This is a genomic window from Micromonospora sonneratiae (assembly GCF_042679305.1).
Taxonomy (GTDB): domain Bacteria; phylum Actinomycetota; class Actinomycetes; order Mycobacteriales; family Micromonosporaceae; genus Micromonospora_H; species Micromonospora_H sonneratiae.
On record NZ_JBHTMP010000061.1, the window covers coordinates 1 to 23,204 of the forward strand.

Sequence of the window (23,204 nt, forward strand, 5' to 3'; positions counted from 1 at the left end):
GCTACCGACCCACCGCCCACGCAATCATGACCGACATCTTCCGCGCCACCCGAAACACCCCACCCGAACCAATACAGAAACTGGCCGAAGACATGGGGGTAAGAATCTGATTCTGGCTGTCCACATGGCCTGTGTTAGGGGCTGGCGGCAACCAGCCCCTAACACATCACAGCGGCGACGTTCTGCCCCCGGAGATCACCGCACCAACACGTCATGGGCCGATCCCGCCGAAGCGCTCACCAGCTCCGCTCACCCGTCGGCCGCGATCGCCGCGATAGCGGCATGCGGACGATGGGTGCCATCGCTGGGCCGCCGCAGATGCTCGACTGCCGTGAAGCCGGCTCGCGCCAACCGCTCCGAAAACTCGTCGACGGGCCAGCGGTAGGCTGTCGCAACCTTGTGGTCAAAGGGGCCGACCTCATCAGCGTCGAAGAAACCGACCACCAGCGTTCCAGCCGGGGCCATCACTCGCCGAAACTCACCGAGCACGCCCCCGAGATCCTGTGGCGGCAGATGGATCAACGAGTACCAGGCCAGGATGCCGGCGACCGAGTGGTCCGCGATGTCGAGCTTTTCCATCGACCCGAGCTGGTACTTGCCGTTCGGATGGGCCGCCTTCGCATGGGCGATGAACTCGGGAACCATGTCGATCCCCTGCGCGTCGACGCCCAGCGAGCGAAGGTAGTCGGTGATATGGCCAGGTCCACAGCCCAGATCGAGCACCGTGCCAGGCCGGCTCGACAGGTGTCGCCCGATAAAGGCGAGGTCATCGACGTGCACCTGCTGGCGCGTACCGAACAGTTCGATGTAAAGGTCCGCTACGGACGCATATGCCCGCTCCACCTGCTTTAAGTTCACCGCGTGACTATACGAGCCTCGAACTCCCCTCCCCGCCGGAGATAGAGGGTCATCATCACTACTGCCCCGCCGCCCCGGGGACACTCGGCAGAGTCGTCAGTGGAACTACACTCGAAAGATCATCGAGGGAGGCGGATATGGACACCTGCTCGAAGTGTGGCCGGTCAAAGGACTACCCGGGCGAATGCATGTACTGCTGGGGCCGGGAGGCGGGAGATGACATCAACGCAGGGAAGACCATTCGACTGCCGAACTCTGATTCGAGGCGTGACGTAGAAACCGGGCAGACCTACCACCCAAAGGACTCCGGTTGCCTCGTGCTCGCCGTACTCGCACTGTCGCTGTCCGGGCTCATCCCTGGCGTGCTGCTGATGTGGCATCTGGCGATCTGACCCCAGGGTTGCTTCCACGGAAGTGGTGTGCGGTTTGCCCGTGACGGGCGTGTTGCAGGCCAGGGCCACGGCCCCGAAAACGGGCGGCACTGTTCCAACCGCCAGCCAACCTCGACGAGTGGCGGTCACGGAAGGCCGCCGGCCAGGTTCGTCCTCGGATCAGTGTCGGTAGCAAGCCAAGTCCGCCACGAGCCTGCCCCGGGGATGACAGAAGCGCCAGGTCAGGGATGCTGACCTGGCGCTTCTCGTACCGAGCCGCCTGACGGAATCGAACCGTCGACCTACGCATTACGAGTGCGTCGCTCTACCGACTGAGCTAAGGCGGCAACGATGGCCAAGTGTACGGCACGCGCTGCCGTGCCGCGCCACGGGTTTGCCGAACGACAACCACCCGGCGTCGCAGCGTACGCATTCGATCACGATTTGACACGGATACGCTCGGGATATCGCCCAGAAAGGCTGACACCGGACAGCGTTTCCCCCACCGGTCGGGCTAGGCTCCCATGCCGTGACCGACGACCAGGCACCTTCGGCATCACCGCTGGCTACGCCCGCCCCACCCCGGCCAAGAAGCTGCGATCCGCAGGAACTCGGTTTCACGCCGCGCCGTCCGGTGCCGTGGTTGGCACCATTCTTGCTGATCAGCACCGGACTCCGGGCCCTGTTGGCGATGCTGTTCGGGGCGTACCTGGACAAGCGGGAGTTGCAGAACTCGCTGCCCAGCAACGGCTATCAGGAGTTGGGCGACGAGGACGGGCTGTGGCTGGACTACGTCGCCGACCTGGGCGACGGCTTCGACGCCACCTACTCGGTGGCCTACCTGCTGGCCCAGCGGGAGATCGACGTCGAGGGGCACCGGCTGCCCCGTGGAGACGTCCTGCTGATGGGCGGCGACCAGGTCTATCCGACGGCCAGCGGCGACGCGTACGAGGACCGCTGCAAGGGTCCGTACCAGGCGGCGCTGCCACAGGTGGCGGCCGGCGAGTCGCCACCCAACCTCTACGCGGTGCCCGGGAACCACGACTGGTACGACGGGCTTACCGCCTTCCTCCGGTTGTTCGCCCGGTCCCGGGACAACGACCTCGGCGGTTGGTGCACCCCGCAGGTCCGGTCCTACTTCAGCATCGAACTGCCCGCCGACTGGTGGCTGTTCGGGCTGGACGAGCAGACCGGGGCGTACCTGGACGATCCACAGCTACGGTACTTCGAGCAGGCCGCCACCCGCCTCGGCCCACAGTCCCGGGTGATCGTGCTGGTGCCGGCACCGTCGTGGGTCAAGGCCGTCGACAAGCCCGGGGCGTACGACGCGCTCGACTACTTCATCCGTAAGGTGGTCGCCCCGACCGGGGCCCAGGTCCGGCTGCTCGTCTCCGGCGACCTGCACCACTATGCCCGGTACACCGGCCCGGACCGGCAACTGATCACCTGCGGTGGCGGGGGCGCGTACCTCTACCCCACGCACAAGTTGCCCCAGCAGATCGAGGTACCGCCCCGGGACAGCCTGACCCGTCGACCGAGCCCAACCGAGTCGTACGAGCTTGCCGCCCGCTACCCGGACAGGGCCCGCTCCCGTCGGTACGGCTGGGGCGTCTTCGGCCGGCTCCCGCTGCGCAACCCGGGCTTCCTCGCCCTGCTCGGCCTGCTGCACACGCTGCTGATGCTGGCCATGGCCGGTGTGGTGGAGCACCGGATCGGCACCAGCGACCGGGGGCTGTTCAGCGTGCCGATGGTCGGCATGCTGGCGATCATGCTGGTCGGTGCCGGTCTCTTCGCCAAGCCGCCGAGCGCGGGCGGGAAGCGGCTCGTCCGGCACTGGATACTGGGGCTCAGCCATGGGGTCGCGCACGTGGCGTTCGCCGTACTCGGCACCTGGCTGTGGCTCATGTTGCCGTTCTACGAATGGTCCGGGCCGTTGCCGGTGCTGATGGCCGGGGTGCTCTACGGGCCGATGGCCGGACTGGCCGCCGGCCAGGTGACCGCCGCCTACCTGCTGATCGCCGCGTCGTTCGGGGTGAACCTCAACGAACTCTTCGCCGGTCAGGGCATCGAGGACGCGAAGAGCTTCCTACGGCTGCACATCGCACCCGACGGCGTGCTGACCATCTACCCGATCGCCATCGACCGGATCTCGCGGGCCTGGCAGGCCGATCCGCAGGGGGCACCGGACACCTCGTGGCTGTCCCCGAAGGGTCCGTTGCCGGCCCGGCTGGCCGAACCGCCACTGACCATCCGATGACGGTCGGGCCGTAGGTCGAACCGTGTGCGGTCCGGGCCGGAGGCTAGCCGGTGTAGTGCTCGTCGTGGGCCTTTCGCGGCTCGCAGACCGAGGCCCGGCTGCACACGCACCGGGATCCGTCTGCGTCCAAGCGGACCACGACCGCGTCCCGGGGCACGCTGTGGCCGACCACCCGACCGTCGCCCTCGGGTGTGGTGACGCGGGCGCCGATCGCCGGGGCCGTGTCCTGGAAGCGTTGGTACAGCGGATGTTCGTACTTCAGACAACACATCAGCCGGCCGCACGCTCCGGAGATCCGTAACGGATTCAGCGGCAGGTCCTGGTCCTTGGCCATCCGGATGGTGACCGGCTCGAAGTCGGTGAGGAAGGTGGCGCAGCACAGGTCCCGCCCACAGGAGCCGATCCCGCCCTGCACCCGGGCCGAGTCACGCGCCGAGAGCTGCCGCAGTTCGACCCGACCGTGCAGGGTCGCCCCGAGGTCACGTACCAGGGACCGGAAGTCGACCCGGTGCGGCGCGGTGAAGTAGACGACCGTCCGTCCGTTGCCCGCCGACTCCAGCACGTGGTCGACGGCGATCACCTTCATCGGCAGGTCGTGCTCCCGGATCAGGCGTTTGGCGGCCACCTTCGCCTCGGCCTTGCGCTTGCGCAGCAACTCGTCCCGGCGTAGGTCCTGGTCGGTGGCCATACCCGCCAGACGAGGGAATCCGCTGGTGTCCTCACTCACCCATTGCGCTGCCCAGACGCATTCGGCCACCTCGGCACCGTCGTCGGTGGGCACCAGCACCCGGTCGCCGACCGTCGGCCGGAACTCGCCGGGATCAAGGTAGTAGAGGCGCCCGTACCGGTTGAAGCTGACCGCGCAGAGCATGCCCATACGGATCACTCTACGACGAATTCCCCTGGACCGGTCGCAGTGATCAGCCGCGATTGCTCATGATCAGTCAGCGACCCGGATGGTCGAGTCGAGCCGAACGACGCCGTCGGGCCCCGGGTGGTAGGGCACCCTGGCCAGCCGGGGCTCCCACCGCCGCAGCAACTCTGCCGCATGGTCGTACGCTTCGGCCACCGTGGACAGCACCCGTACGCCGATCTCGGCCGCGGCCTGCGCTGCGGCCGTACCACCACGATCGGCGCTACCGTCCGGGTCGAGGTCGGAGTGTCGGGACAGTCCGGTCACCAGGGCCACCGCCTCTGCCGAGGCCAGCACCTCGGCAAGCGTGCCGGCCAGCGCGGCCCGAGCGCCGGCCGCCCAGTCGACGAGGGCGTCGGCGAAGTCGGCCGTGTCGGTCAGCCGCCCGGTGATGCCGTCCGGCCCGTCGGCGAGGTGTGCTGCCAACGCTGCCCGCTGGACGTCGTACGCATCCGCTCCCGCCCCCTGCCAACTGCTGCTGCCGGTGAGGGTGGCTCGGGTGTGGTCGTACCCGCTGGTCAGGCCGCGCACCTGGGCGCCGGCACCGGCCAACGCCGCCGGCTGGAGGGCGGTGATCGCCTTGGCTGCCGCCCCGGGCAGCGTCCGGAGTCGACGCAGCAGCGGCCAGATCGGGTGACCGTCCGGCGCACCAAGGTCGGTGAGCGTGTCATCGACCCGGGCGAGCAGGTCGGTGGCCGGTTCGGACAGTCGGTCGAGCAGGTCCATCACGCCTCCCCGGGGAGACGCCGTGCGGAGCCCTGGTCGACGTCGGCGTATCCGGCTGCGGCGACCCGTACCGCCGCAGCGACGTCGGCCAGTTGGTGGGCCAGGTCGGTGGCCTCCCGGGACCGGTCGAGGGTGGCGGCGACCCACTGTGCGTACAGGGCCCGGCCGAGTTCACCCGGACGGCCCGGCTCGTCTGCGCCGAGCGCGGTCTGGCCCAGGTCGACGGTCGATACCGCCCGGGCGACGCTGGTCATCGTGGCGGCTGCCTCGTCGAGCCGACTGGCAAGTTCGCGCAGACTGTCCATTCAGGCCCCCGTCAGGGTCCGATACTCGCCGAACGTCTCGGTGTGCAGTTTTTCCCGTGCCCACCGGGCGGCGTCGGCCGCCGCAGTGACCGCAGCCCGCACCGAGCGGGCCACCTCCGTGGTCGTACGGGTGTGCAGGGTGGCCAGGAAGCGTACGTCGGTGATGGTCCCGGCGGCGGTGACCGCCACTTCCACCAGTCCGTCCGGAGATCGGACGGTCACCTCGACGCCCTGCACCGCCCGGTCGAACTCGGACCGCAGCGACTCGATGCGGCGGTAGCGCTCGACCGCCTCCTCGATCCAGGCTTCGTCGATCTCCCGCGCCGCCATCGGCAGGCTCCTCCCGCAGGCCGCTCACCGAACGTGTCGTCGCCATCGCGACACGGCACCGAACCGTACCGGCCGATCATTCGGAAGGGAACCCTTGAGATCGATCCCTGACACTTTGCCCGTCGGAAGGAGCGCTGGTCAGTCCGCCAGAGGTCGGTCAGCCCCGCCAGAGGTCGGTCAGCCCCGCCAGAGGCTGAGCATCATCGCCTCCACGGCGATGCGGGGCTTGACGTTCGCCTCGATGGCCGTACGGCAGGTCAGCACCGCCTCCAACCGGCGCAGGGTGGCCTCGGGGGTCCACTTCTCGGCCGCCGCACGGGCCAACTGGACGGTGTCGGTGTGCACCGGCGCGACCGGAGCCCGCAGCGCCGCGGTCAGCACGTCCCGATAGAAGCCGGCCAGGTCGACCAGGGCCCGGTCCAGCGCGTCGCGCTGGGCGCGGGTCGCCCGGGACTTCTGCCGGCGTTCGAGTTCCTTGATCTGCCCGGCCGCGCCCCGGCTCGCGCCGGCGGCTCCCTTGCCGGTGCCACCAGCACCCAGCGCCGTCTGTAGGGCGGCCTTCTCGGCGGCGTCGGCCTCGGCCACCGACGCCGCAGCCTCGGCCTCGGCCGCCTCGATCAACGCCGAGGCCGCGTCGAAGCACGCGCCGACGCCGGTCAGCCGACGGGGTACGGCGAGTACGGCCTCCCGCCGCTTACGGGCCTCCGGATCGCTGGCCAGCAGCCGGGCCCGGTCGACGTGTCCCTGGGCGGCGGCTGCCGCCCAGTCGGCCAACTCCGGTGCGATCCCGTCCCGGTTGGTCAGTGCCTCCGCCACCGCAGCGGCAGACGGCTGCCCCAACGGCACCAACCGGCACCGGGAACGGATGGTCACCGAGATGTCGTCGGGGTGGGTCGACGGCGTACAGAGCAGGAAGACCGTACGGGGTGGGGGCTCCTCGATCGCCTTGAGCAGGGCGTTGCCGGCGGCCTCGGTGAGCCGGTCGGCGTCGGAGATGACCAGCACCTGCCACCGGCCGCCGGCCGGGGTGCTGGCCGCCCGCAGCACCAGGGCCCGCATCTCGCTGACCCCGATGGAGAGCCCTTCGGGGACCACGAACCGTACGTCGGCGTGGGTGCCGGACCGGGTGGTACGGCAGCCGGCGCAGTCGCCGCAGCCGGTGCCGTCCGCGCACTGTAGTGCCGCCGCGAAGGCGCGGGCGGCGGCCGACCGGCCCGATCCGGGTGGACCGGTGAAGATCCATGCGTGCGTCATCGCACTGCCGGCGGCGGCGAGCGTCGGTACGCTGTCGCCGCCCGGCTGGCCTACGTCGCCGGGCTGTGCCGCACCGCCGCCCTGCGCTGCCGCGCTGGCCCGGATCACCGCACCGGCCGCCTCGGCGGCGCGACGAAGCGTCTCGACCGCCTCGGGCTGGCCGACCAGGTCGGCGAAGACATCGGGCATCAGGACCGCCGTTCCAGCTCGCTGTCGACGATCTTGCCCAACTCGTCGTCGGACAGCCTCGGCTGCCCTGGCAGGTCAGGCTGCTGTTTTCCCAGGCCCGACCGCCCCTCGGCGGTCGGGTCGACCAGCATCTCGTCCAGTCGGCCGGCGACGGCGGTGGCGATCTCGTCCGCCGGGCGGGACGCGTCGAGCACCAGGTAGCGCTTGGGGTCGGCGGCGGCCAGGTCGAGGAACGCGTAGCGGACCCGCTCGTGGAATTCCAGCGACTCACCCTCCAGTCGGTCGGTGCCGGCTCCCCGGTCGACCACCCGCCTCAGCCCGACGTTCGGGTCCACGTCGAGGAGTACCACCAGATCGGGCTTGAGTCCGCCGGTGGCCCAGGACGACAGCCAGGAGACCTCGTCGACCGGCAGCGTACGACCGGCTCCCTGGTAGGCGAGGGAGGAGTCCACGTACCGGTCGCTGATCACCACCGCCCCCCGGGTGAGCGCGGGGCGTACCACGGTGGCGACGTGGTGCGCCCGATCAGCCGCGTAGAGCAGCGCCTCGGCCCGGGGGGAGAGTGCGTTCGGGCCGGTGGCACCGCCCAGCACCAGTCCCCGGATGCGTTCGCCCACGTCGGTGGCGCCCGGCTCGCGGGTCACCACCACCTCCCGACCCCGGTTGCCGAGTGCGTCGGCCAGTCGGGCCACCTGGGTCGACTTGCCGCCGCCCTCGCCACCTTCGAAGACCACGAACAGTCCGTTCGAGGTGAACGGCTCGGCCGGGGAGAGCGGGCGACCGCGGACCGACCCCCAGAGGTCCAGCAGTACCGGAACGCCTCGTTTGTCGTCCATCTGGCGGAATGCGCTGATGCCAGCGAAGATCCCAGCGACGCCGGCAGCGAGTAGCAGCATCCGGGTGGAGGAGATCGAGATACCCAGGTTCGCGATGTTCAGCTCCCGGGATCCGCCGACGCCCACGAGCACGCTGCTGGCCGAGATGGCCAGCATCAGCACCAACCGGGTGCCGGTCTGCACCACCGCGAAGACCCGTCCGCGTACGTCGTCGGCGATCTCCCCGCCGAGCAGCGTGGTGCCGGCGAGGAAGGCCATTCCGGCCCCGGCCCCCACCAGGACCGCGCCGAGAATCGCCATCGACAGGTGCAGCGCGACGGCGAGGATGAGCACCGAGGCGCTGGCCAGCACGATGCTCATGCCGAACCAGCGACGCCGGGACATCTCCCGGACGATCATCGGCCCGAGCCCGATCCCCAGCGCCAGCCCGACGAAGATCGCGCCGAAGAGCAGGTAGAAGGCCGCGTCACCGGCACCGAGCGAGGAGGCGAAGAACCGGGCCGTACCGATCACGATGCCGCCACCGGCGAAGGCACCGAGGATGCCGAGCACCAGGCCGCGTACCAGTGGGGTCTTCCCGATGAACTTCCAGCCTTCGACGAACTGGCGCAGCATGCCCTGTTCCGGGCGGTCCCGGCGGCCGTCCCGGCCGCTGATCTCCTTGATTCCGAAGAACACCACCAGCGCGGTGGCCAGTCGGGAGAAGGCGTTGACCCAGAGCGCGATCTGGGCAGGCTCGGCCCACCCCATCGTCGGATTGTGGGAAATTCCTCGCAAAGCGGCTTCCAGGCCCGCTGCGGCCAGCGCGGCCAGAATCGGGGTGATGCCGTACGTGGTGATCAACGTGAGCTGGTTGGCCATCTCCAGCCGGGTACGCGGGATCAGGTTGGGGACCGCCGCTTCCTTGGCCGGAATCCAGATCAGCGTGACCGTCTCGATCAGGAAGGTGGCGATCGCCGCCCAGCCCACGACGACACCACCCTTGGCCCCGAGCAGGGCAACCATCGGAATGGAGGCGAACAGGACGAACCGCAACAGATCACAGATGACCATGGTGAAGCGCCGGTCGAACCGGTCGGCCAACACCCCGGCGACCGGGCCGAGCACCAGCGCGGGCAGCAGCCGTACGGCGATCACGCCACCGAACGCGGCACCCTTCGCGGTGTCCCCGCTGACCTGGGTGGCGGCAAAAATCGAGGTGGCCAGGAGGCCGAGCCAGTCACCGAAGGACGCCGCCCCCAGCACGATCCACAGCCGGCGGAACGGACGGATCCGCATGACGGAGCGCAGCGCCTGGTAGCCGGTCAGGTCAAGCTGGGCGGACGGTGTCGCCGTCGGGGCATCACCCGGTGTGTCGCCGTTGACCGCACCGCTCTGATTCGCGTCGATGGCCGTACCTCCACGTGCCGGCCCATCGCTGGGCTCCCCCGACCTCACACTCTAATCGCGGCGAGGGTCCGGCCCCCGGCGACATTCCTCCGAGCAGCAGCGTAGAAGGCGATCGTCCACGGAACCGCCCGCCGCGCAGGGCCGCCGCACCCCACGTCGGCGGTTGTCGGACGACGGCTCGGACCCCACTCTGGCGCCAGGTCGACGGTCATCTGGGGGCCGGCTCGGACCCCACCTCGGGCCGGGTCGGACGGCCCTCGGGGAACACCTGGCGAGACGCGAGGGTATTTCGCATTTCCCGATGACCGATTAGCGTACTTACGTGCCTACCGAACGCGACACGTTGCGCCAGCGCCTCGACCGCGCCACCGCACACCTCGACCCGCCCTTCGCGGTCGTCGACCTCGCCGCCTTCACGGCGAACTCAACCGCCCTGGCGGCCCGGGCCGCCGGCAAGCCGATCCGGGCGGCCAGCAAGTCCGTCCGGTGCCGCGACCTGCTGACCCGGGCCCTGGCACAGCCCGGCTGGCAGGGCGTGATGGCGTACACCCTGGATGAGGCGATCTGGCTGGTCCGGTCCGGGGTCACCCGGGACGTGCTGGTGGCCTACCCGACCGCCGACCGGGCGGCGCTGGGTGAATTGGCCAAGGACGTCGAGTTGGCCGAAGCGATCTCCGTCATGGTGGACAGCACAGATCAACTCGACCTGATCGACGCGGTCTCCGCGCCGGACCGGCGGGCCGAGGTCCGGGTCTGCCTCGAACTGGACGCGTCCTGGCGACCGTTCGGTGGCCGGCTGCACGTGGGGGTACGCCGATCACCGGTGCACTCGGCCGACGCCGCCGGCGCACTGGCCGCCCGGATCGCGGGCCGTCGCGGGTTCCGACTGGTGGGCCTGATGGCGTACGAGGCACAGATCGCCGGGCTGGGCGACGCACCGCCTCGGCAGGCACTGCGCGCGGTGGCGATCCGCACCCTGCACCGCCGGTCGTACCAGGAACTGCTCCGCCGCCGGTCCGCTGCGGTGGCGGCCGTACGAGCACACGCCGACCTGGCCTACGTCAACGGCGGCGGAACCGGCAGCATCGAGCTGACCACGGCGGATCCGGCGGTGAGTGAGGTCACCGCCGGTTCGGGGTTGTACGGCCCGACGCTGTTCGACGCCTACCGGGTGTGGCGCCCCACCCCCGCCGCGTTCTTCGCTCTTCCCGTGGTACGCCGACCCGGCCCGGGCGTGGCGACGGTCCTGGGCGGCGGTTGGATCGCATCCGGACCGGCCCAGTCGAGTCGCCTACCCACCCCGTGGCTCCCGGTCGGCCTACGGCTCAACGGGACGGAAGGGGCCGGCGAGGTGCAGACCCCCGTCCTCGGAGCCGCAGCTGACGCGTTGCGGGTCGGCGACCGGGTGTGGTTCCGGCACGCCAAGGCCGGGGAACTGTGCGAGCACGTCAACGAGGTGCACCTGGTCGAGGATGATCAGGTGGTGGCGACGGTGCCGACGTACCGGGGCGAGGGCCACGCCTTCCTCTGAGCGGCACCCCGCCACGGCTCGGACTCTCCTGCCGTCCCCGGCTACTGCCGACCCCACTACCTTCTTGCGGCCCCGCTACCTACCCCTGCCGACCCGCTACTTCTTGCCGCCGCTGGTCTTCGCAGCCGGGCGTCGCCGCTCGGGACGGTTGTCGACGTGCCGGTGCAGGTACTCGCGGATCAACGCCTTGGCCTCGGCCAGCACCCGCTCGTCCCCCTCGGGTTCCCGGCGGAACGCCAGCTTGATCAGGGAGTCGGCTGCCTCGACCGCGATCTCCAACGCGAACCGTAGGTTCGGTTCGTCGGTGATGCCGAACTGCTCGATCAGCACCCGGGCGAGTTGTTCGGCGATGACGCCGTTGTTGTCCTGGCTCTCGTCGAGCAGGTGTACGTCGACCACGTCGCCGAAGTGCAACGTACGGAATCCGGGCACCAGCCGGTGCATCGCGATGTACTCGTCGATCCCGGCGTCGACCCCGTCCCACCAGTGGTCGAGGTCCCCCCGGGAGAAGCGGTCGCTCAGCCGCTCCAGGTAGGCCTCCATGTTGCGCAGGGTCAACGCCTGCACGATGGCCCTTTTGTCCGGAAAGAACTGATAGACCGACCCGATTGCCACCTCCGCTCGCTCAGCCAGCAGAGTCGTGGTCAGGCCCTCGTAGCCCACCTCGTCGACCAGCTCGGCGCAGACGTCGAGCATTCGTTGGACCCGGGCTACGCTGCGGCCCTGCACCGGTACGCGGCGCAGTGGACCGGACGTGGCGGTAGATGTGGACACTCGCCACTCCCCTTTCGAGCCATGAACATATCTGAACGTCGCGGGTTCGAAACGCTACCTGGATTAACGAGCGAGGGAGATTTGCGGTATTTACTCACACCAGGAATCCTGATATGAATACGTCTCACTTTCTATTCGGGATGGCCTGGAGGACCGCATGCGCGGTACCGCACCCCCACCGTCCGGCACGGTCGACATGATGTGGTCGAACTGGGCCGGTAACCAGAGCGCCACGGCCCGCACGGTAGTCGAGCCGGCAACGGTGGACGAGACCGTCGCCTCGGTCGAGGCCGCCCGGACCGCCGGTCGCCGCATCAAACCGGTAGGTAGTGGTCACTCCTTCACCGACATCGCCCGTACCGACGACCACCGGGTCGATCTTGCGAAGCTGGCCGGCCTGGTCCGGATCGACCGGGCACAACGGCTGGTCACCGTACGGGCCGGCACCAGGCTGCGGGCACTCAACCAGCTGCTGGCCAGCCACGGACTGGCCATGCCCAACCTCGGCGACATCGACGCACAGACGATCGCCGGGGCACTCTCCACCGGCACCCACGGCACCGGTGCCGGCTACGGCTGTCTCTCCACCTTCGTGGAGGCACTCACCCTGGTCACCGGCACGGGCGAGGTGCTGCACTGCTCGGCCGACGAACACCCCGACGTCTTCGCCGCCGCCCGGGTGGGGCTCGGCGCGCTGGGGATCATCGTCGACCTGACCCTGCGCTGCGACGAGTCGTACACCCTCCAGGCCCACGAGCGCCCGGCCCCGCTCGACACCGTACTGGCCGAGCTGCCCACCCTGATCTCCGAGAACGACCACTTCGAGTTCTACTGGTTCCCCTACACCGACCGGGTGCAGGTGAAGGTCAACAACCGGGTGCCGACCGACGACCGGCCGTTGCCCCGGTTCCGGGGCTGGCTGGACGACGAGTTCCTGTCGAACACCGTCTTCGAGGGGGCCTGCCGTCTCGGCCGAAGCCTGCCCGGCCTGGTGCCCACGATCAGCTCGATCTCGGCGCGGGCGCTCAGCGAACGGATCTACACCGGCCGCTCCGACCGGGTCTTCTGCACCTCACGCCGGGTCAGGTTCACCGAGATGGAGTACGGCCTGCCACGCGCCGCCCTGCCCGAGGCGTTGACCGCCCTGCGTCGCCTCGTCGACGGGCTGCCGTTCAAGGTGCTCTTCCCGGTCGAGGTACGGTTCACCGCCCCGGACGACATCTGGCTCTCCCACGGCTACCAACGCGAATCGGTCTACCTGGCGATCCACCAGTACGCCGGGATGCCGTACGAGCCGTACTTCCGGGCCTTCGAGGAGGTCGCCAAGGGACTGGACGGAAGGCCGCACTGGGGCAAACTGCACTACCGGGACGCGGAGTCGCTGGCCCCCGCGTACCCCCGGTTCGCCGACTTCCTGGCCGTACGCGACCGGCTCGACCCGGACCGGATCTTCGCCAACGACTACACCGAGCGGGTGCTGGGCGCCTGACCGGTGCCGGGTGTCCACAGGCGACGGTGCCGGCGTTTCGTCACGTCGATGCGGCGCGATCACGACAGCCCGATCGGGAGCTGTTTGGGATAGAGTCAGATCACCGGCATCGCCGGTCCCACCAACCGGTTCCTTCGCCGCTCCAGTTCGCCACCCCGGGAAACCATGTCGAACACGCTGCTCGTCTCCGCCACCCAGGGCGGAGCGTTTCCGACCATCTCCGATGCGCTGGCGGTCGCCACTCCCGGCTGCACCGTGGTCATCGCCGCTGGCGAATACTACGAGAACCTGCGGTTCGTCCGGCAGAGCATCGTGCTCGCCGCCCAGGAACCGGGAACCGTGACGATCGTGGCCGGGCGCTCCGACCAGTCGCTGATCGAGTGCCGCGATGCGACCGTCGAGTTGCGACACCTGATCCTGCGCGGGGCGGATGCGCCCACGGTCGCCGCGTTCGGCACCAAACTCAAGATCGTCGACTGCGAGCTGGCCGCCGGGCTCGCCGCTGCGGTCCAACTCGGGGCCCGGTCCACCTTCGAGATCGACCGGTGCCGCGTCACCGGCGCGCAACTCGGATTCCAGTTCGACAACTGCGACGGTGTGGCCTCGGGTTGCGAGATCAGCAACGTCGTCGAGGACGGTGTCCTCATCCGCTCGGCCGACCTGTCGCTACGCAACTGCGTCATCACCGACTGCGGCTACCGGGGCATCTACGTGTACGAGTACGCCCGGCCCACCATCGAGAACTGCGAGGTCGTCCGGACCGGGGACGTGGGCATCGGCGTCGCCCAGAACAGCTCGCCCACGCTGCGGCGTTGCAAGGTACGCGAGGCGCGGGGCAACGGGATCAGCATCGGCGCCAACTGCGGTGGCCAGGTTGTCGACTGCCGTACGGAGCAGACCGCGGCACCGGGCATCCTGGTCGCGCCGGGCAGTACGGCGGAGGTCCGCTCCGCCGACCGGCAGCCGACCGGGGGTTCGCTCAGCGAGGGCGTACCCATGTCGACCAGCGGCGTGGACGCGGACCGGGTCAGCAACCTGCTGGCCGAACTGGACCGCCTGGTGGGCCTGCCCGGGGTCAAGGCCGAGGTACGGGCCGTGATCGACGAACTCCAGGTCAACGAGTGGCGGCGCAGCGGCGGGCTCTCCGTCACCCCGTCCAGCAGCCACCTGATCTTCGCCGGTTCTCCCGGTACGGGAAAGACCACCGTGGCCCGCATCTACGGTCAACTGCTGGCCGCGCTGGGCGTACTGCCCAAGGGCGCGTTCCGTGAGGTCGCCCGCCGTGACCTGGTGGGACAGTATCTGGGGCACACGGCGGAGAAGACCGCCGCCGCGTTCGAGTCCGCCATGGGCGGGGTGCTCTTCATCGACGAGGCGTACACCCTGTCCCGCTCCTTCGGCTCCGGCGGTGACTTCGGGCAGGAAGCGATCGACACCCTGGTCAAGCTGATGGAGGACCACCGCCACTCGATCGCGGTCATCGCCGCCGGCTACACCACCGAGATGCGCGACTTCCTGGACGCCAACCCGGGTCTGGCGTCCCGCTTCAACAAGGTCATCGAGTTCGAGAACTACACCCCGGACGAGCTGGTACAGATCCTCGCCACCATGGCGGAATCGCAGGAATACTCGCTCGACGCCGAGGTGTTGGCCGGTGCCCGGGCCTACTTCCGGTCTCTGGAACGGGACCGCAACTTCGGCAACGGCCGGGAGGCCCGCAAGCTCTTCGACGGCATGCGTAAGGCCCAGGCCCAACGGCTCCTGCAACTGCGCCGGATGCCCTCGCCGGACGAACTCAAGCTGATCGTCCTGGACGATCTGGCTGCGGTCACCGAGCTGGCATAGCCTCCGGTCACCAACCGCGCCATCGCTCCGGCGGATCCCGGGGCAACCGCACAGCCCGGCCCGCCACGGCTTGTTGCTGTCGAGCTGGGCGCACAGACGGGGCATCAGCCCTGACATCGGGCTACGAACCACTGGCCACGAACCACCGGCCGCCGCACCTTCCGCTTTGACGATCAAGGGTTCGCGTCGTCCTGGATGGCCCCAGGGTGACGCGAACCCTTGATCACGAGGATCTGCGGGCTACACTCGCCGACACAACTCGCGCCAATGGCACGCATCCGGCCGGAACAGCGGCGCCTGGACGCACAGACGAGGCAGCTCGACAGGATCGGAACAGACACCTCCCCCCGGAAGACCGGTCGGGAGCCGTACCAGGTCAGGCGCCGTACACCCGCCGCTGCTCCGGCCGCTCGACCTGTTGCTCGTCCCGTCGCGGGGTCGTCGTCCAGTCCTCGGTCTCCAGCGTGACGATCTTCGGCTTGGCTCGTCCGGTGCCCTGGCCCCGACCGCTGATCGCCTTACCGCCACCATCCTCCGGTTGCACCAGCTTCGGGGCGCCACCGCGGACCGGACGCCCGCCGCCACCTCCGCCGCCGCCACCTCCACCGCCGAGCGCGGGCGGCATCATCGGTGGCATGAACGGCATTCCGGCCCCGGAACCGTCGGCACCACCCCCACCGACACCCGCCAGGGTCGGATCCTCGTCGTTGTTGCCCGGTTCGAAGACACCCCGCCCCAGCAGGGTGCCGCTGCCCGACGCGGCAGACGCCACGGTCGCATCGGCGCCACCGCCACCACCGAGCCGGCCGCCGAGCGACCCACCGCTTCCGCCGGCAGCCGGCACCCAGGGAGTGGGGGTCCAGGGGGTCGGCATGACCGGACTTTCGAAGTCGGGCATTGTCGGGGCGGTGACGTCAGGAGTCGGAATGGTCGGCTGCTGCACCTGCGGCGTCTGGCTTCCCTCGGGCGTCTGATTTTCGTACGGCCCGGGCGTCTGCCGGGTGTCCTGCTGAGGGTTCTGCTGCTGCTTCTTCTGGTCGATCGGCTGCAACTGCTGGATCAGCTGGTGCAACTGATCCGGATTCTTCTTGTCCTTGTCGCCGATCTTCGGCGGGTCCACCTGCGGCTTCCCGGTACGGGTCCCCTTCTGCGGCCCACCACCAGGGGTACGGATCGCAGGAGCGTCGACCTTGGGCCGACGCGTCGTATCACTTCCGTCATCCTTCAGACGCGGAACGGGAGCGTCCCGCAACAGTCCGTTGTATTTCCCCTGACTCGGATCCCACGGGACAACGGTACGAATTTGCTCAGACATCCCTGACGCTATATCAGCAGCCTCCGGCTGCATCCGACCCTCAGTGGTATCTACTATCTGCTCACCCCAGGCGGAGCGCTCCTCCGGGGTCAATCTTTCGAGCGCAGCCTTCACTTCGGCGTTCATCCGATTCTGGAATGCGATCATCTGCTGACGACCCGCATCGATTGCGGAGGCAACCCCGACCAACTGTCCGCCTCGCGATGTTATGTCGGCGCTCCACTTCGAAATCGAATCGCGGGCAACCTGGATTTCGACCATGTATTCATTACGTGCGACGCCCGAAATCCAGGCCTTGCTCAGCTCGTCGTTGAGCCCGCCCACCTCTCCAGACAGTCTCAACAACTCAGTCGCCGCCGTCTTCCACCGATTTCCAAGCGATCGAATTGACTCCGACTCGGTCATCACGACGCGACTTATTATCTCCCGCACGTCCATCGACGCCCAGTCCGTCTTCTCGGCATTACCCACCGGTTCGGGTGGATAATCTCCGGCGTTCCTAGATTCTCGCTCCCGGCTCAGCACGGATTGAATCGACTCGTACTTGTCGAGGCTGTACCTTGGTTCATCCGCCGGCTTTCCACCGACTCCCGACCAGCCTCTCAGCAAGGCATCTTCGACCTCGCCAAGTTTCTTCTTCGACTGACCATCAGCTTGGGTGTAAATTACGCTGGTCTCCATAGCGACAGACCCAAGGGTGAGAATTCCCCGTTCAACGTCGTCCACGTACAACCACAGAACCTGGGCATCGCGGTCAGCCGACGCCGCCAGGGCGGACAGTTCGACGAACCGGGCGGTCGCACCATATTGGCGAGCAGCATCACTCATGGAACCGCCCTCGTTCGGGCGCCCTACATTGGAAAACGCCCACTTGCCAAAACGAGCGGCCAAGGCCAGCAGGTCATCACCATAGGCAACCAGCCGCTTCGGCTTGACATCGAACCCTTCCACGACTCCCCCGTCCCGGCGTCAGCCTTCGATCGTTCCCTGAAGTGGTGCCCGGACAGCCGGAGTCTCGGGTACGGCAGAAGCCGGCGTAGTGGATTGCCGCGTGTTCTGCCGGGTCTGGCTGGGCCGCCCGGGACCGGCCACCGGGGTACGCCGCTGGTCGCCGCCGGAACCGGCGGCCTGTCGCCCGGCCACGACTCCTCCGGTCCGGACCGAACGGGTCGGAGTCTGGCCGGTACGCCCCGGCGCGGCAGCGCCCGTACCACGGCCGGCGAGTGACCCGCCGCTGTTCAGCGGCGACATCATCCCGGGTGTGGCGGGCAGCATCTCGTCGTCCCGCCGTCCGACCCGGATTCCGTCCGCCCGGCCGAGCAGCAGTTCGTGCCCGTCCGTCGTGCCGCCGGGCAGAACATGCGGACGTGGTGGTGTCCAGGGCCGAGTTCCCCGCCCGGCCAGCATCCCGCCGAACGCGCCGCCGACCGGACCACGGAGCAGGCCGGCGGCGCTGGTGCTCCCGGCGGCCAGCCCGAAGGTGCCGGCAGCCTGGTCGTCCAGGCCGGGCAGCTGTGTCGGGTCCAGCGTCAGGCCGTCGCCGAGACGGTTACCCAACCCATCGCCGAGACCGTCACCGGAGCCGTTACCGAAGTCGAAGTCGAGACCGTTGCCGTCGGGAAGGGTGAACCTGTCGTCGACCAGCGGTTCCAGCGGTCCCGGCGGTACTTCCGTGTCCATTGTGGAGAAGTCGGTCGGCCCGTCCGGCTCGTACGCCTTCGGAGTGGGCCACGGAAGCCCGAGGAAGCCGCGGAACCGCTTGGGCACCTGCCACGGTCCAGATCCGACCAGTTTCCCGCCGAGTTGGGCACCGATCCGCCTGGCCTCGGCCAGCGCCTTTTTCTTCGCCTTCTCGATCTCCTTGCGGTACTTCGCAATCTTGACCGGGTCGGTGGTCTGGGCGATCAACTGCTCGTACTTCTTGATGGTGGCGTTCATCTCCTGGATGACCGCCCGCAGCTCCGCCTGCGCCTCGGTCAGGTCGCTGGCCGCCGCGCTGAAGGTCTCCACCCGATCCGGCATACCGTCGGCCCAGCCCTGCATGGTCTTGAGCGACCGATCCAGGTTCGTCAGGAAGTGCTGGCCGGCGGCACCCTCCCAGCTCAGCCCGCCCATCAACTCCTCAAGCTGGTCGCGGGCCTTCTGGACCTGGGGTGCGACCGCACCCCAGCGGAGGGCCAACTCCTCCGGATACCGGGCGTTGGCCCCGAAGATGAGCTTGGCGATCCCGGCGAGGTCCAGGCCCATCCAGTCGGTGTAGCCCGGCTCGTAGGCCGCATGCTTGTATTCCGGCGCGGGCAGGGCCGAACCGTCGGACAGGCTGTTGGCCGTGGGCACCTCCGGGCCGCCGGGATCGATGGAGCCGGGATTACGGAACGCGTCGTCGACCTTGCGCAGCCGGTCCTCGCTGGTCCGGTCCGCAGTCTCGTAGTCCAGCCCGTTGGTGATGGCCAGGTTGCCGGTGGTCAGCAACCCGTTGGACACGTCGTTCACGAACCGGTCGAGCATTCGTACGTTGTCCTTGGCGAACTTTCCGAGCGCCGTCCACTCGGCGAAGTCGGGCGGCATCATCATGCCCTGGGCCACCTGGCCCATCTCGCCCTCGATCAAAAAGTACTTACTGCCCAGCAGGTACCCTCCGGCTTCGGCCTCGAACTCCTCCGAGTTCGCCACATTGGCCTGACCAAATTGGATCAATTGTCCTGTAGCAACGGAAAACCGTTCTGCTCCGATCGACACCACGTCTTTCTCCCCGTTACGCGGCCCGTCAAGCCGGTTAACAGCACACCGGTCCTCCGATCGTAACGATGAAACGAAATGTTCGGCAGGTTCATCCGGGTGAAGCGTGGTTCACCCGAATGCAGTCCGGTGTTCACTCCGGCGGTGTCCAGGCCAGTTGCACCAGGCGTGCCCCCTGCCTGCGGGTGACCAGCCAGCCCCGCCCGGGCGGCAGTGGGCTGGGCCGTACGTTGCCCAGCAGCACGCCCTCACCACGGTCACCGGACATCACGATGCCCGGTGTGTTGAGGTCCTTCAACCGGGCCAGGATCGGATCGAACAGCGCCCGTCCCGCGCCACCGCTGCGTCGGGCGACCACCAGGTGCAGCCCGACCTCGCGCGCCTGCGGCAACAGATCGTGCAGCGCGGCCAGCGTGCCCTTGTCCCCGGAGACCAGGTCGTAGTCGTCGACCAGCACCCACAGTTCCGGGCCACTCCACCAGTTGCGCTGGCGTAGCTGTTCGGGGGTCACGTCGGCCTTCGGCAGGCGGGTCCGCAGTACCGTAGCCGCCTCGTTGATCATCGCGGTGGCCTGCTTCGCCGCCATCCCGTACGCCAGCAGGTGGCTCTCCGGTAGCGCACCGAGCAGGCTGCGGCGATAGTCGAGGGCGATGATGCGTGCCTGGTCCGGCGAGTACCGTTCGGCGATACCCCGGGCGACGGTACGCAGGAAGGCCGACTTTCCGCACTCGGTGTCCCCGAAGAGCAGGAAGTGCGGGTCGTTCCCGGCCTCCAGAAAGACCGGGTTCAGGTCGTGTTCGGCGATCCCGATCAGTGGTCCGGGCTGGTCCGGCGTCCGGGGCAGGTCCAGGTAGTCGACCTGGCCGGGGAGCAGCCGTACCGCCGGTGCCCCGGGACCGGTCCAGGCCTGGGCCACCGCCGACACGAGTTCGGGCAGCGGCGGTCCGGGCTTCTCGGTGGAGCCGAGTCGGGGTTCGGCGGTGAGGAACTGGCACGCGTCGGGCGTGATGCCCCGCCCGGGTGCCTGCTGCGGGACGTTGGCCGCCGCCCGGCGGTCGATGTTCGAGTCACCCGGGTCACCGAGCCGGAGCTCCAGCTTCGTGCCGAAGACGTCCCGTACGGACGGCCGCAGGTCGAACCAGCGACCGGTGGCGGTGATGACGTGGATGCCGTAGGCCAGACCACGGTTGGCCAGGTCGATCACGACGGGTTCGAGGTCCTCGAAGTCGTTGCGTAGCGACAACCATCCGTCGACCACCAGGAACACGTCCCCGTGCGCCTCGTCGGGCAGGCCGCCCTCGGCCCGCTGTGTCCGGTAGCTGGCGATCGAGTCGATGCCCTTCGCCGCGAACGTCTGCTCCCGGTGTCCGAGCAGGGTGGCCATCTCCGCGACCGTACGACGGACCTGGTCGGGCTCGTGCCTGGTGGCAACCCCGCCGACGTGCGGCAGTCCGCGCAGCGCGGTGAGTCCGTTACCGAAGTCGAGACAGTAGAACTGCACCTCGACCGGGGTGTGGGTCAACGCCAAACTCATGATCAACGTACGGAGGAAGGTGCTCTTGCCCGACTGCGGAGCGCCGACCAGACTCAGGTGCCCGTTGGCCCCGGACAGGTCGATCCGGAGCACGTCGCGGCGCTGCTCGAACGGCTTGTCCACGATGCCCACGGACGCGCAGAGCCGGCCGATCAGCTCGTCGTCGGTGACCTGTAGTCCGCGACCTGGCCGGGGCCCGACCCGGCCAATCAGCTCCGCCAGCATCGGCGCGACATCCAGCGGCGGCAGCCAGACCTGGTGTGCCTGGGCCCCCTTGCCGGCCAGCCGCTCGGTCAGGACGTCCATCAGGGTTTCGCCGGTCACGTCCTCCGCCGACTCCGGTCGCGCCTCGACCGGACCGTTGTCGTTCTCCTGACGCGCCGGGGCAACGTAGCGGGAGACGAACTTCCGTACCTCCTCGGCATCCGGCAGCGCCGAGGGTTTGTCCTCTTCCCGCTGGTAGACCCCGGAGACGTAGGCGGCCCGGAACCGGACCAGCGGATCCGTGCCGAACTTGAGGTAGCCGTGGCCCGGTGCGCGTGGCAGTTCGTACGCGTCGGTCACCCCGAGGACCGTGCGGCTCTCCATCGGCGAGAAGGTCCGCAGACCGATCCGGTACGACAGGTGCGTGTCGAGACCACGCAACCGGCCCTCTTCGAGACGCTGACTGGCCAGCAGCAGATGTACGCCCAGCGACCGACCCACCCGGCCGATCTGCACGAACATGTCAATGAAGTCCGGCTTGACCGACAGCAGCTCGCTGAACTCGTCACAGACGATCAGGAGGCTGGGCATCGGGGCCAGCGGCACCCCGGCCGCCCGGGCCCGCTCGTACTCCCGCTGGGACACGTAGTTGCCCGCCTTGCGCAGCAGTTCCTGCCGCCGGACCAGCTCGCCGTTGATGGCGTCGGTCATCCGGTCGACCAGCGGCAACTCGTCGGCCAGGTTGGTGATCACGGCGCTGGTGTGCGGCAGCCGGTCCATGGTGGCGAAGGTCGCGCCGCCCTTGAAGTCGACCAGCACGAGGTTGAGGGTCTCCGGCGGGTGCGTGATCGCCAGCGCCAGCACGAGGGTACGCAGCAGCTCGGACTTGCCGGAACCGGTCGCTCCGATCAGCAGACCGTGTGGCCCCATACCGTCCTGCGCCGATTCCTTGATGTCCAGCTCGACCCTGGTGCCATCCGGGCCGACCCCGATCGGCACCCGCAGTCGGTCCCGGTTCGGGCGGGGCAGCCAGGTCCGCGTCGGATCCAGCTCGTACGGGTCGCCCAGGTCGAGCATCTCGGCCAGGCCGTGCACGGTGGTCAGGGCGTGGTCGTCGGTGCTCGCCTGGGCCAGCCGCAACGGAGCCATCTGGTGGGCCAGCGCCTCGGAGTGGATCATCGAAAACTCGTCCGCCCGGCCGAGCTGCTCGGTGCTGTCGTAGGTGACGGCGCTGAGCGTCCCGTCCTCGCCGACCGACAGGACGAGGGTGGTCCGGTCGGGGTGCCGCGGCGGCTCACCGTTGATCTCGACGACCAGTACGCCTTCGAGGCCACCGTCGACGATGAGATGGTCCGACCCGGCGGTCTCCGCTCCGTCGACCACGACGAGCAGGTGCGGCCCGTAGAGGCTGCCGTCCGCCGCGCTGACGTTGAACCGGGGCCGGCCCGCCAGCAGCTTGTCCAGCAGTGCTTCCAGACCGACGACCGAGGGTGCCAGCAGACGCAGCGGACCGAGCGCGTCGGACTCGCTCGGATGCGCCGCGTGCGGCAGCCACTTCACCCACTCCCACTGCAACCGCTGGTCGTCGCCGGCACACACCCCGACGATCAGGTCGTCGGGCGCGTGGAAGAACGTCGACTGGGCCAGGATCGCCCGTACCATGCTCCGGGCCTGCCGCGTATCGCCGGTCACCACCACCCGGGAGAACCCGGTGAGCGCCAGTACGACCGGCAGGTGCGGCACCTGCCGGTAGGTGGTCAGGAACCGCCGCAGGGCTCCGGTGCTGACCGGCTCGCCCTTCTCCACCGGGATGAACGGGGGTGCGACCAGCGGCGTCGCCAGGTCCCGCAACCCCAGCCCGATCCGTACCTGGCCGAAGTCGGCGTCACCGGCCCGCCGTTCCCACAACCGGCTGCTGTTGACCAGCGACCACAGTGCCTGCGGATCCGGGTGCCGGTAGTACTCGGCGGTCCGCTGGGCCCGGATCGCCGACCGGACGTTACGCCGTACCGCGCCCAGTTCGAACAGGTAGTCACGCCGTAGGGCCGCCATCTGTTGCTTGCTGGCACCGGAATTGTGCGACGAGAACTGCATCGCGACCATCCCGAGCATCGACACGCCCAGCAGACCACCGGTGATCAGGCGCAGGCTGTTTCCACTCTGGCCAGCGAAGATGAGCGCCATGGCCACGGCACCCGCGGCCATCGGCAGCAGCATCACCAGGCGGCCCCACGACCGTCCCTCCGGAGCCGGAATCTCCGATGGCTGGGCCAGCACCACGTCCCCCGATGGGTACGGCGGCGCGGGGCGACGCGGTGGCCTCTTCCTGACTAACGTGGTCATCG

16 protein-coding genes and 1 tRNA gene are annotated in these 23,204 nt (G+C 68.9%); 5 read left to right on the forward strand and 12 right to left on the reverse strand.

The genetic code is table 11. From position 1 onward, the window contains the following. Positions 1–249 precede the first annotated feature (249 nt). The gene (locus ACFQ4H_RS27755; RefSeq protein ID WP_377576260.1) at positions 250–858 is read right to left on the reverse strand and encodes a class I SAM-dependent methyltransferase; all 609 of its coding nucleotides are present in this window, start codon (positions 856–858) and stop codon (positions 250–252) included. Positions 859–995: 137 nt separating this feature from the next. Between ACFQ4H_RS27755 and ACFQ4H_RS27760 the strand changes: the two genes are divergently transcribed. After that, the gene (locus ACFQ4H_RS27760) at positions 996–1,250 is read left to right on the forward strand and encodes a hypothetical protein (protein ID WP_377576262.1); all 255 of its coding nucleotides are present in this window, start codon (positions 996–998) and stop codon (positions 1,248–1,250) included. Positions 1,251–1,503: 253 nt separating this feature from the next. Here ACFQ4H_RS27760 and ACFQ4H_RS27765 read toward each other — a convergent pair. Next, positions 1,504–1,576 (reverse strand) — tRNA-Thr (locus ACFQ4H_RS27765). 182 nt (positions 1,577–1,758) lie between these two features. On the opposite strand from ACFQ4H_RS27765, the gene ACFQ4H_RS27770 reads away from it, so the two are divergent. Beyond that, the gene (locus ACFQ4H_RS27770; protein ID WP_377576265.1) at positions 1,759–3,486 is read left to right on the forward strand and encodes a metallophosphoesterase family protein; all 1,728 of its coding nucleotides are present in this window, start codon (positions 1,759–1,761) and stop codon (positions 3,484–3,486) included. A 43-nt stretch (positions 3,487–3,529) separates the two neighbouring features. Here ACFQ4H_RS27770 and ACFQ4H_RS27775 read toward each other — a convergent pair whose 3' ends face one another. The 6 genes from ACFQ4H_RS27775 to tmk all read right to left on the reverse strand — a co-directional run bounded on the left by ACFQ4H_RS27775 (position 3,530) and on the right by tmk (position 9,284). After that, positions 3,530–4,363 (reverse strand): PSP1 domain-containing protein, encoded by an 834-nt coding sequence (locus tag ACFQ4H_RS27775; protein ID WP_377576268.1) that lies wholly within the window; start codon positions 4,361–4,363, stop codon positions 3,530–3,532. Positions 4,364–4,426: 63 nt separating this feature from the next. Beyond that, positions 4,427–5,125 (reverse strand): hypothetical protein, encoded by a 699-nt coding sequence (locus tag ACFQ4H_RS27780; protein WP_377576271.1) that lies wholly within the window; start codon positions 5,123–5,125, stop codon positions 4,427–4,429. Beyond that, positions 5,125–5,430 (reverse strand): hypothetical protein, encoded by a 306-nt coding sequence (locus ACFQ4H_RS27785; protein ID WP_377576274.1) that lies wholly within the window; start codon positions 5,428–5,430, stop codon positions 5,125–5,127. Before ACFQ4H_RS27785 ends, ACFQ4H_RS27780 begins: the two co-directional genes overlap by 1 nt. Then, positions 5,431–5,760: a YbaB/EbfC family nucleoid-associated protein gene (locus ACFQ4H_RS27790; RefSeq protein ID WP_377576277.1), complete on the reverse strand. Its 330-nt coding sequence runs from the start codon at positions 5,758–5,760 to the stop codon at positions 5,431–5,433. 177 nt (positions 5,761–5,937) lie between these two features. Then, positions 5,938–7,203 carry a DNA polymerase III subunit delta' gene (locus ACFQ4H_RS27795; RefSeq protein ID WP_377576280.1) on the reverse strand — a complete coding sequence of 422 codons (1,266 nt, stop codon included), beginning with the start codon at positions 7,201–7,203 and terminating at the stop codon, positions 5,938–5,940. Further along, entirely contained in the window at positions 7,203–9,284 is a 2,082-nt protein-coding gene (tmk, locus tag ACFQ4H_RS27800; protein ID WP_377576328.1) for a dTMP kinase, read from the reverse strand. The genes ACFQ4H_RS27795 and tmk overlap by 1 nt, the downstream gene beginning before the upstream one ends. A gap of 466 nt (positions 9,285–9,750) precedes the next feature. On the opposite strand from tmk, the gene ACFQ4H_RS27805 reads away from it, so the two are divergent. Then, the gene (locus tag ACFQ4H_RS27805; protein WP_377576283.1) at positions 9,751–10,959 is read left to right on the forward strand and encodes an amino acid deaminase/aldolase; all 1,209 of its coding nucleotides are present in this window, start codon (positions 9,751–9,753) and stop codon (positions 10,957–10,959) included. 96 nt (positions 10,960–11,055) lie between these two features. On the opposite strand, the gene ACFQ4H_RS27810 is transcribed toward ACFQ4H_RS27805, so the two are convergent. After that, positions 11,056–11,733, reverse strand: coding sequence for a TetR/AcrR family transcriptional regulator (locus ACFQ4H_RS27810; protein ID WP_377576286.1), 678 nt, complete (start codon positions 11,731–11,733; stop codon positions 11,056–11,058). 157 nt (positions 11,734–11,890) lie between these two features. On the opposite strand from ACFQ4H_RS27810, the gene ACFQ4H_RS27815 reads away from it, so the two are divergent. Together ACFQ4H_RS27815 and ACFQ4H_RS27820 are read left to right on the forward strand one after the other, a co-directional pair. Next, positions 11,891–13,222 carry a D-arabinono-1,4-lactone oxidase gene (locus ACFQ4H_RS27815; RefSeq protein ID WP_377576289.1) on the forward strand — a complete coding sequence of 444 codons (1,332 nt, stop codon included), beginning with the start codon at positions 11,891–11,893 and terminating at the stop codon, positions 13,220–13,222. A 165-nt stretch (positions 13,223–13,387) separates the two neighbouring features. Then, positions 13,388–15,067 (forward strand): right-handed parallel beta-helix repeat-containing protein, encoded by a 1,680-nt coding sequence (locus tag ACFQ4H_RS27820; RefSeq protein WP_377576292.1) that lies wholly within the window; start codon positions 13,388–13,390, stop codon positions 15,065–15,067. 376 nt (positions 15,068–15,443) lie between these two features. On the opposite strand, the gene ACFQ4H_RS27825 is transcribed toward ACFQ4H_RS27820, so the two are convergent. From ACFQ4H_RS27825 to eccCa, 3 genes are all read right to left on the reverse strand, one after another. Next, positions 15,444–17,333: a hypothetical protein gene (locus ACFQ4H_RS27825; protein ID WP_377576295.1), complete on the reverse strand. Its 1,890-nt coding sequence runs from the start codon at positions 17,331–17,333 to the stop codon at positions 15,444–15,446. Positions 17,334–17,351: 18 nt separating this feature from the next. Beyond that, positions 17,352–19,055 (reverse strand): hypothetical protein, encoded by a 1,704-nt coding sequence (locus tag ACFQ4H_RS27830; RefSeq protein ID WP_377576297.1) that lies wholly within the window; start codon positions 19,053–19,055, stop codon positions 17,352–17,354. Positions 19,056–19,254: 199 nt separating this feature from the next. Next, the gene (eccCa, locus tag ACFQ4H_RS27835; protein ID WP_377576300.1) at positions 19,255–23,202 is read right to left on the reverse strand and encodes a type VII secretion protein EccCa; all 3,948 of its coding nucleotides are present in this window, start codon (positions 23,200–23,202) and stop codon (positions 19,255–19,257) included. Positions 23,203–23,204 lie beyond the last annotated feature (2 nt).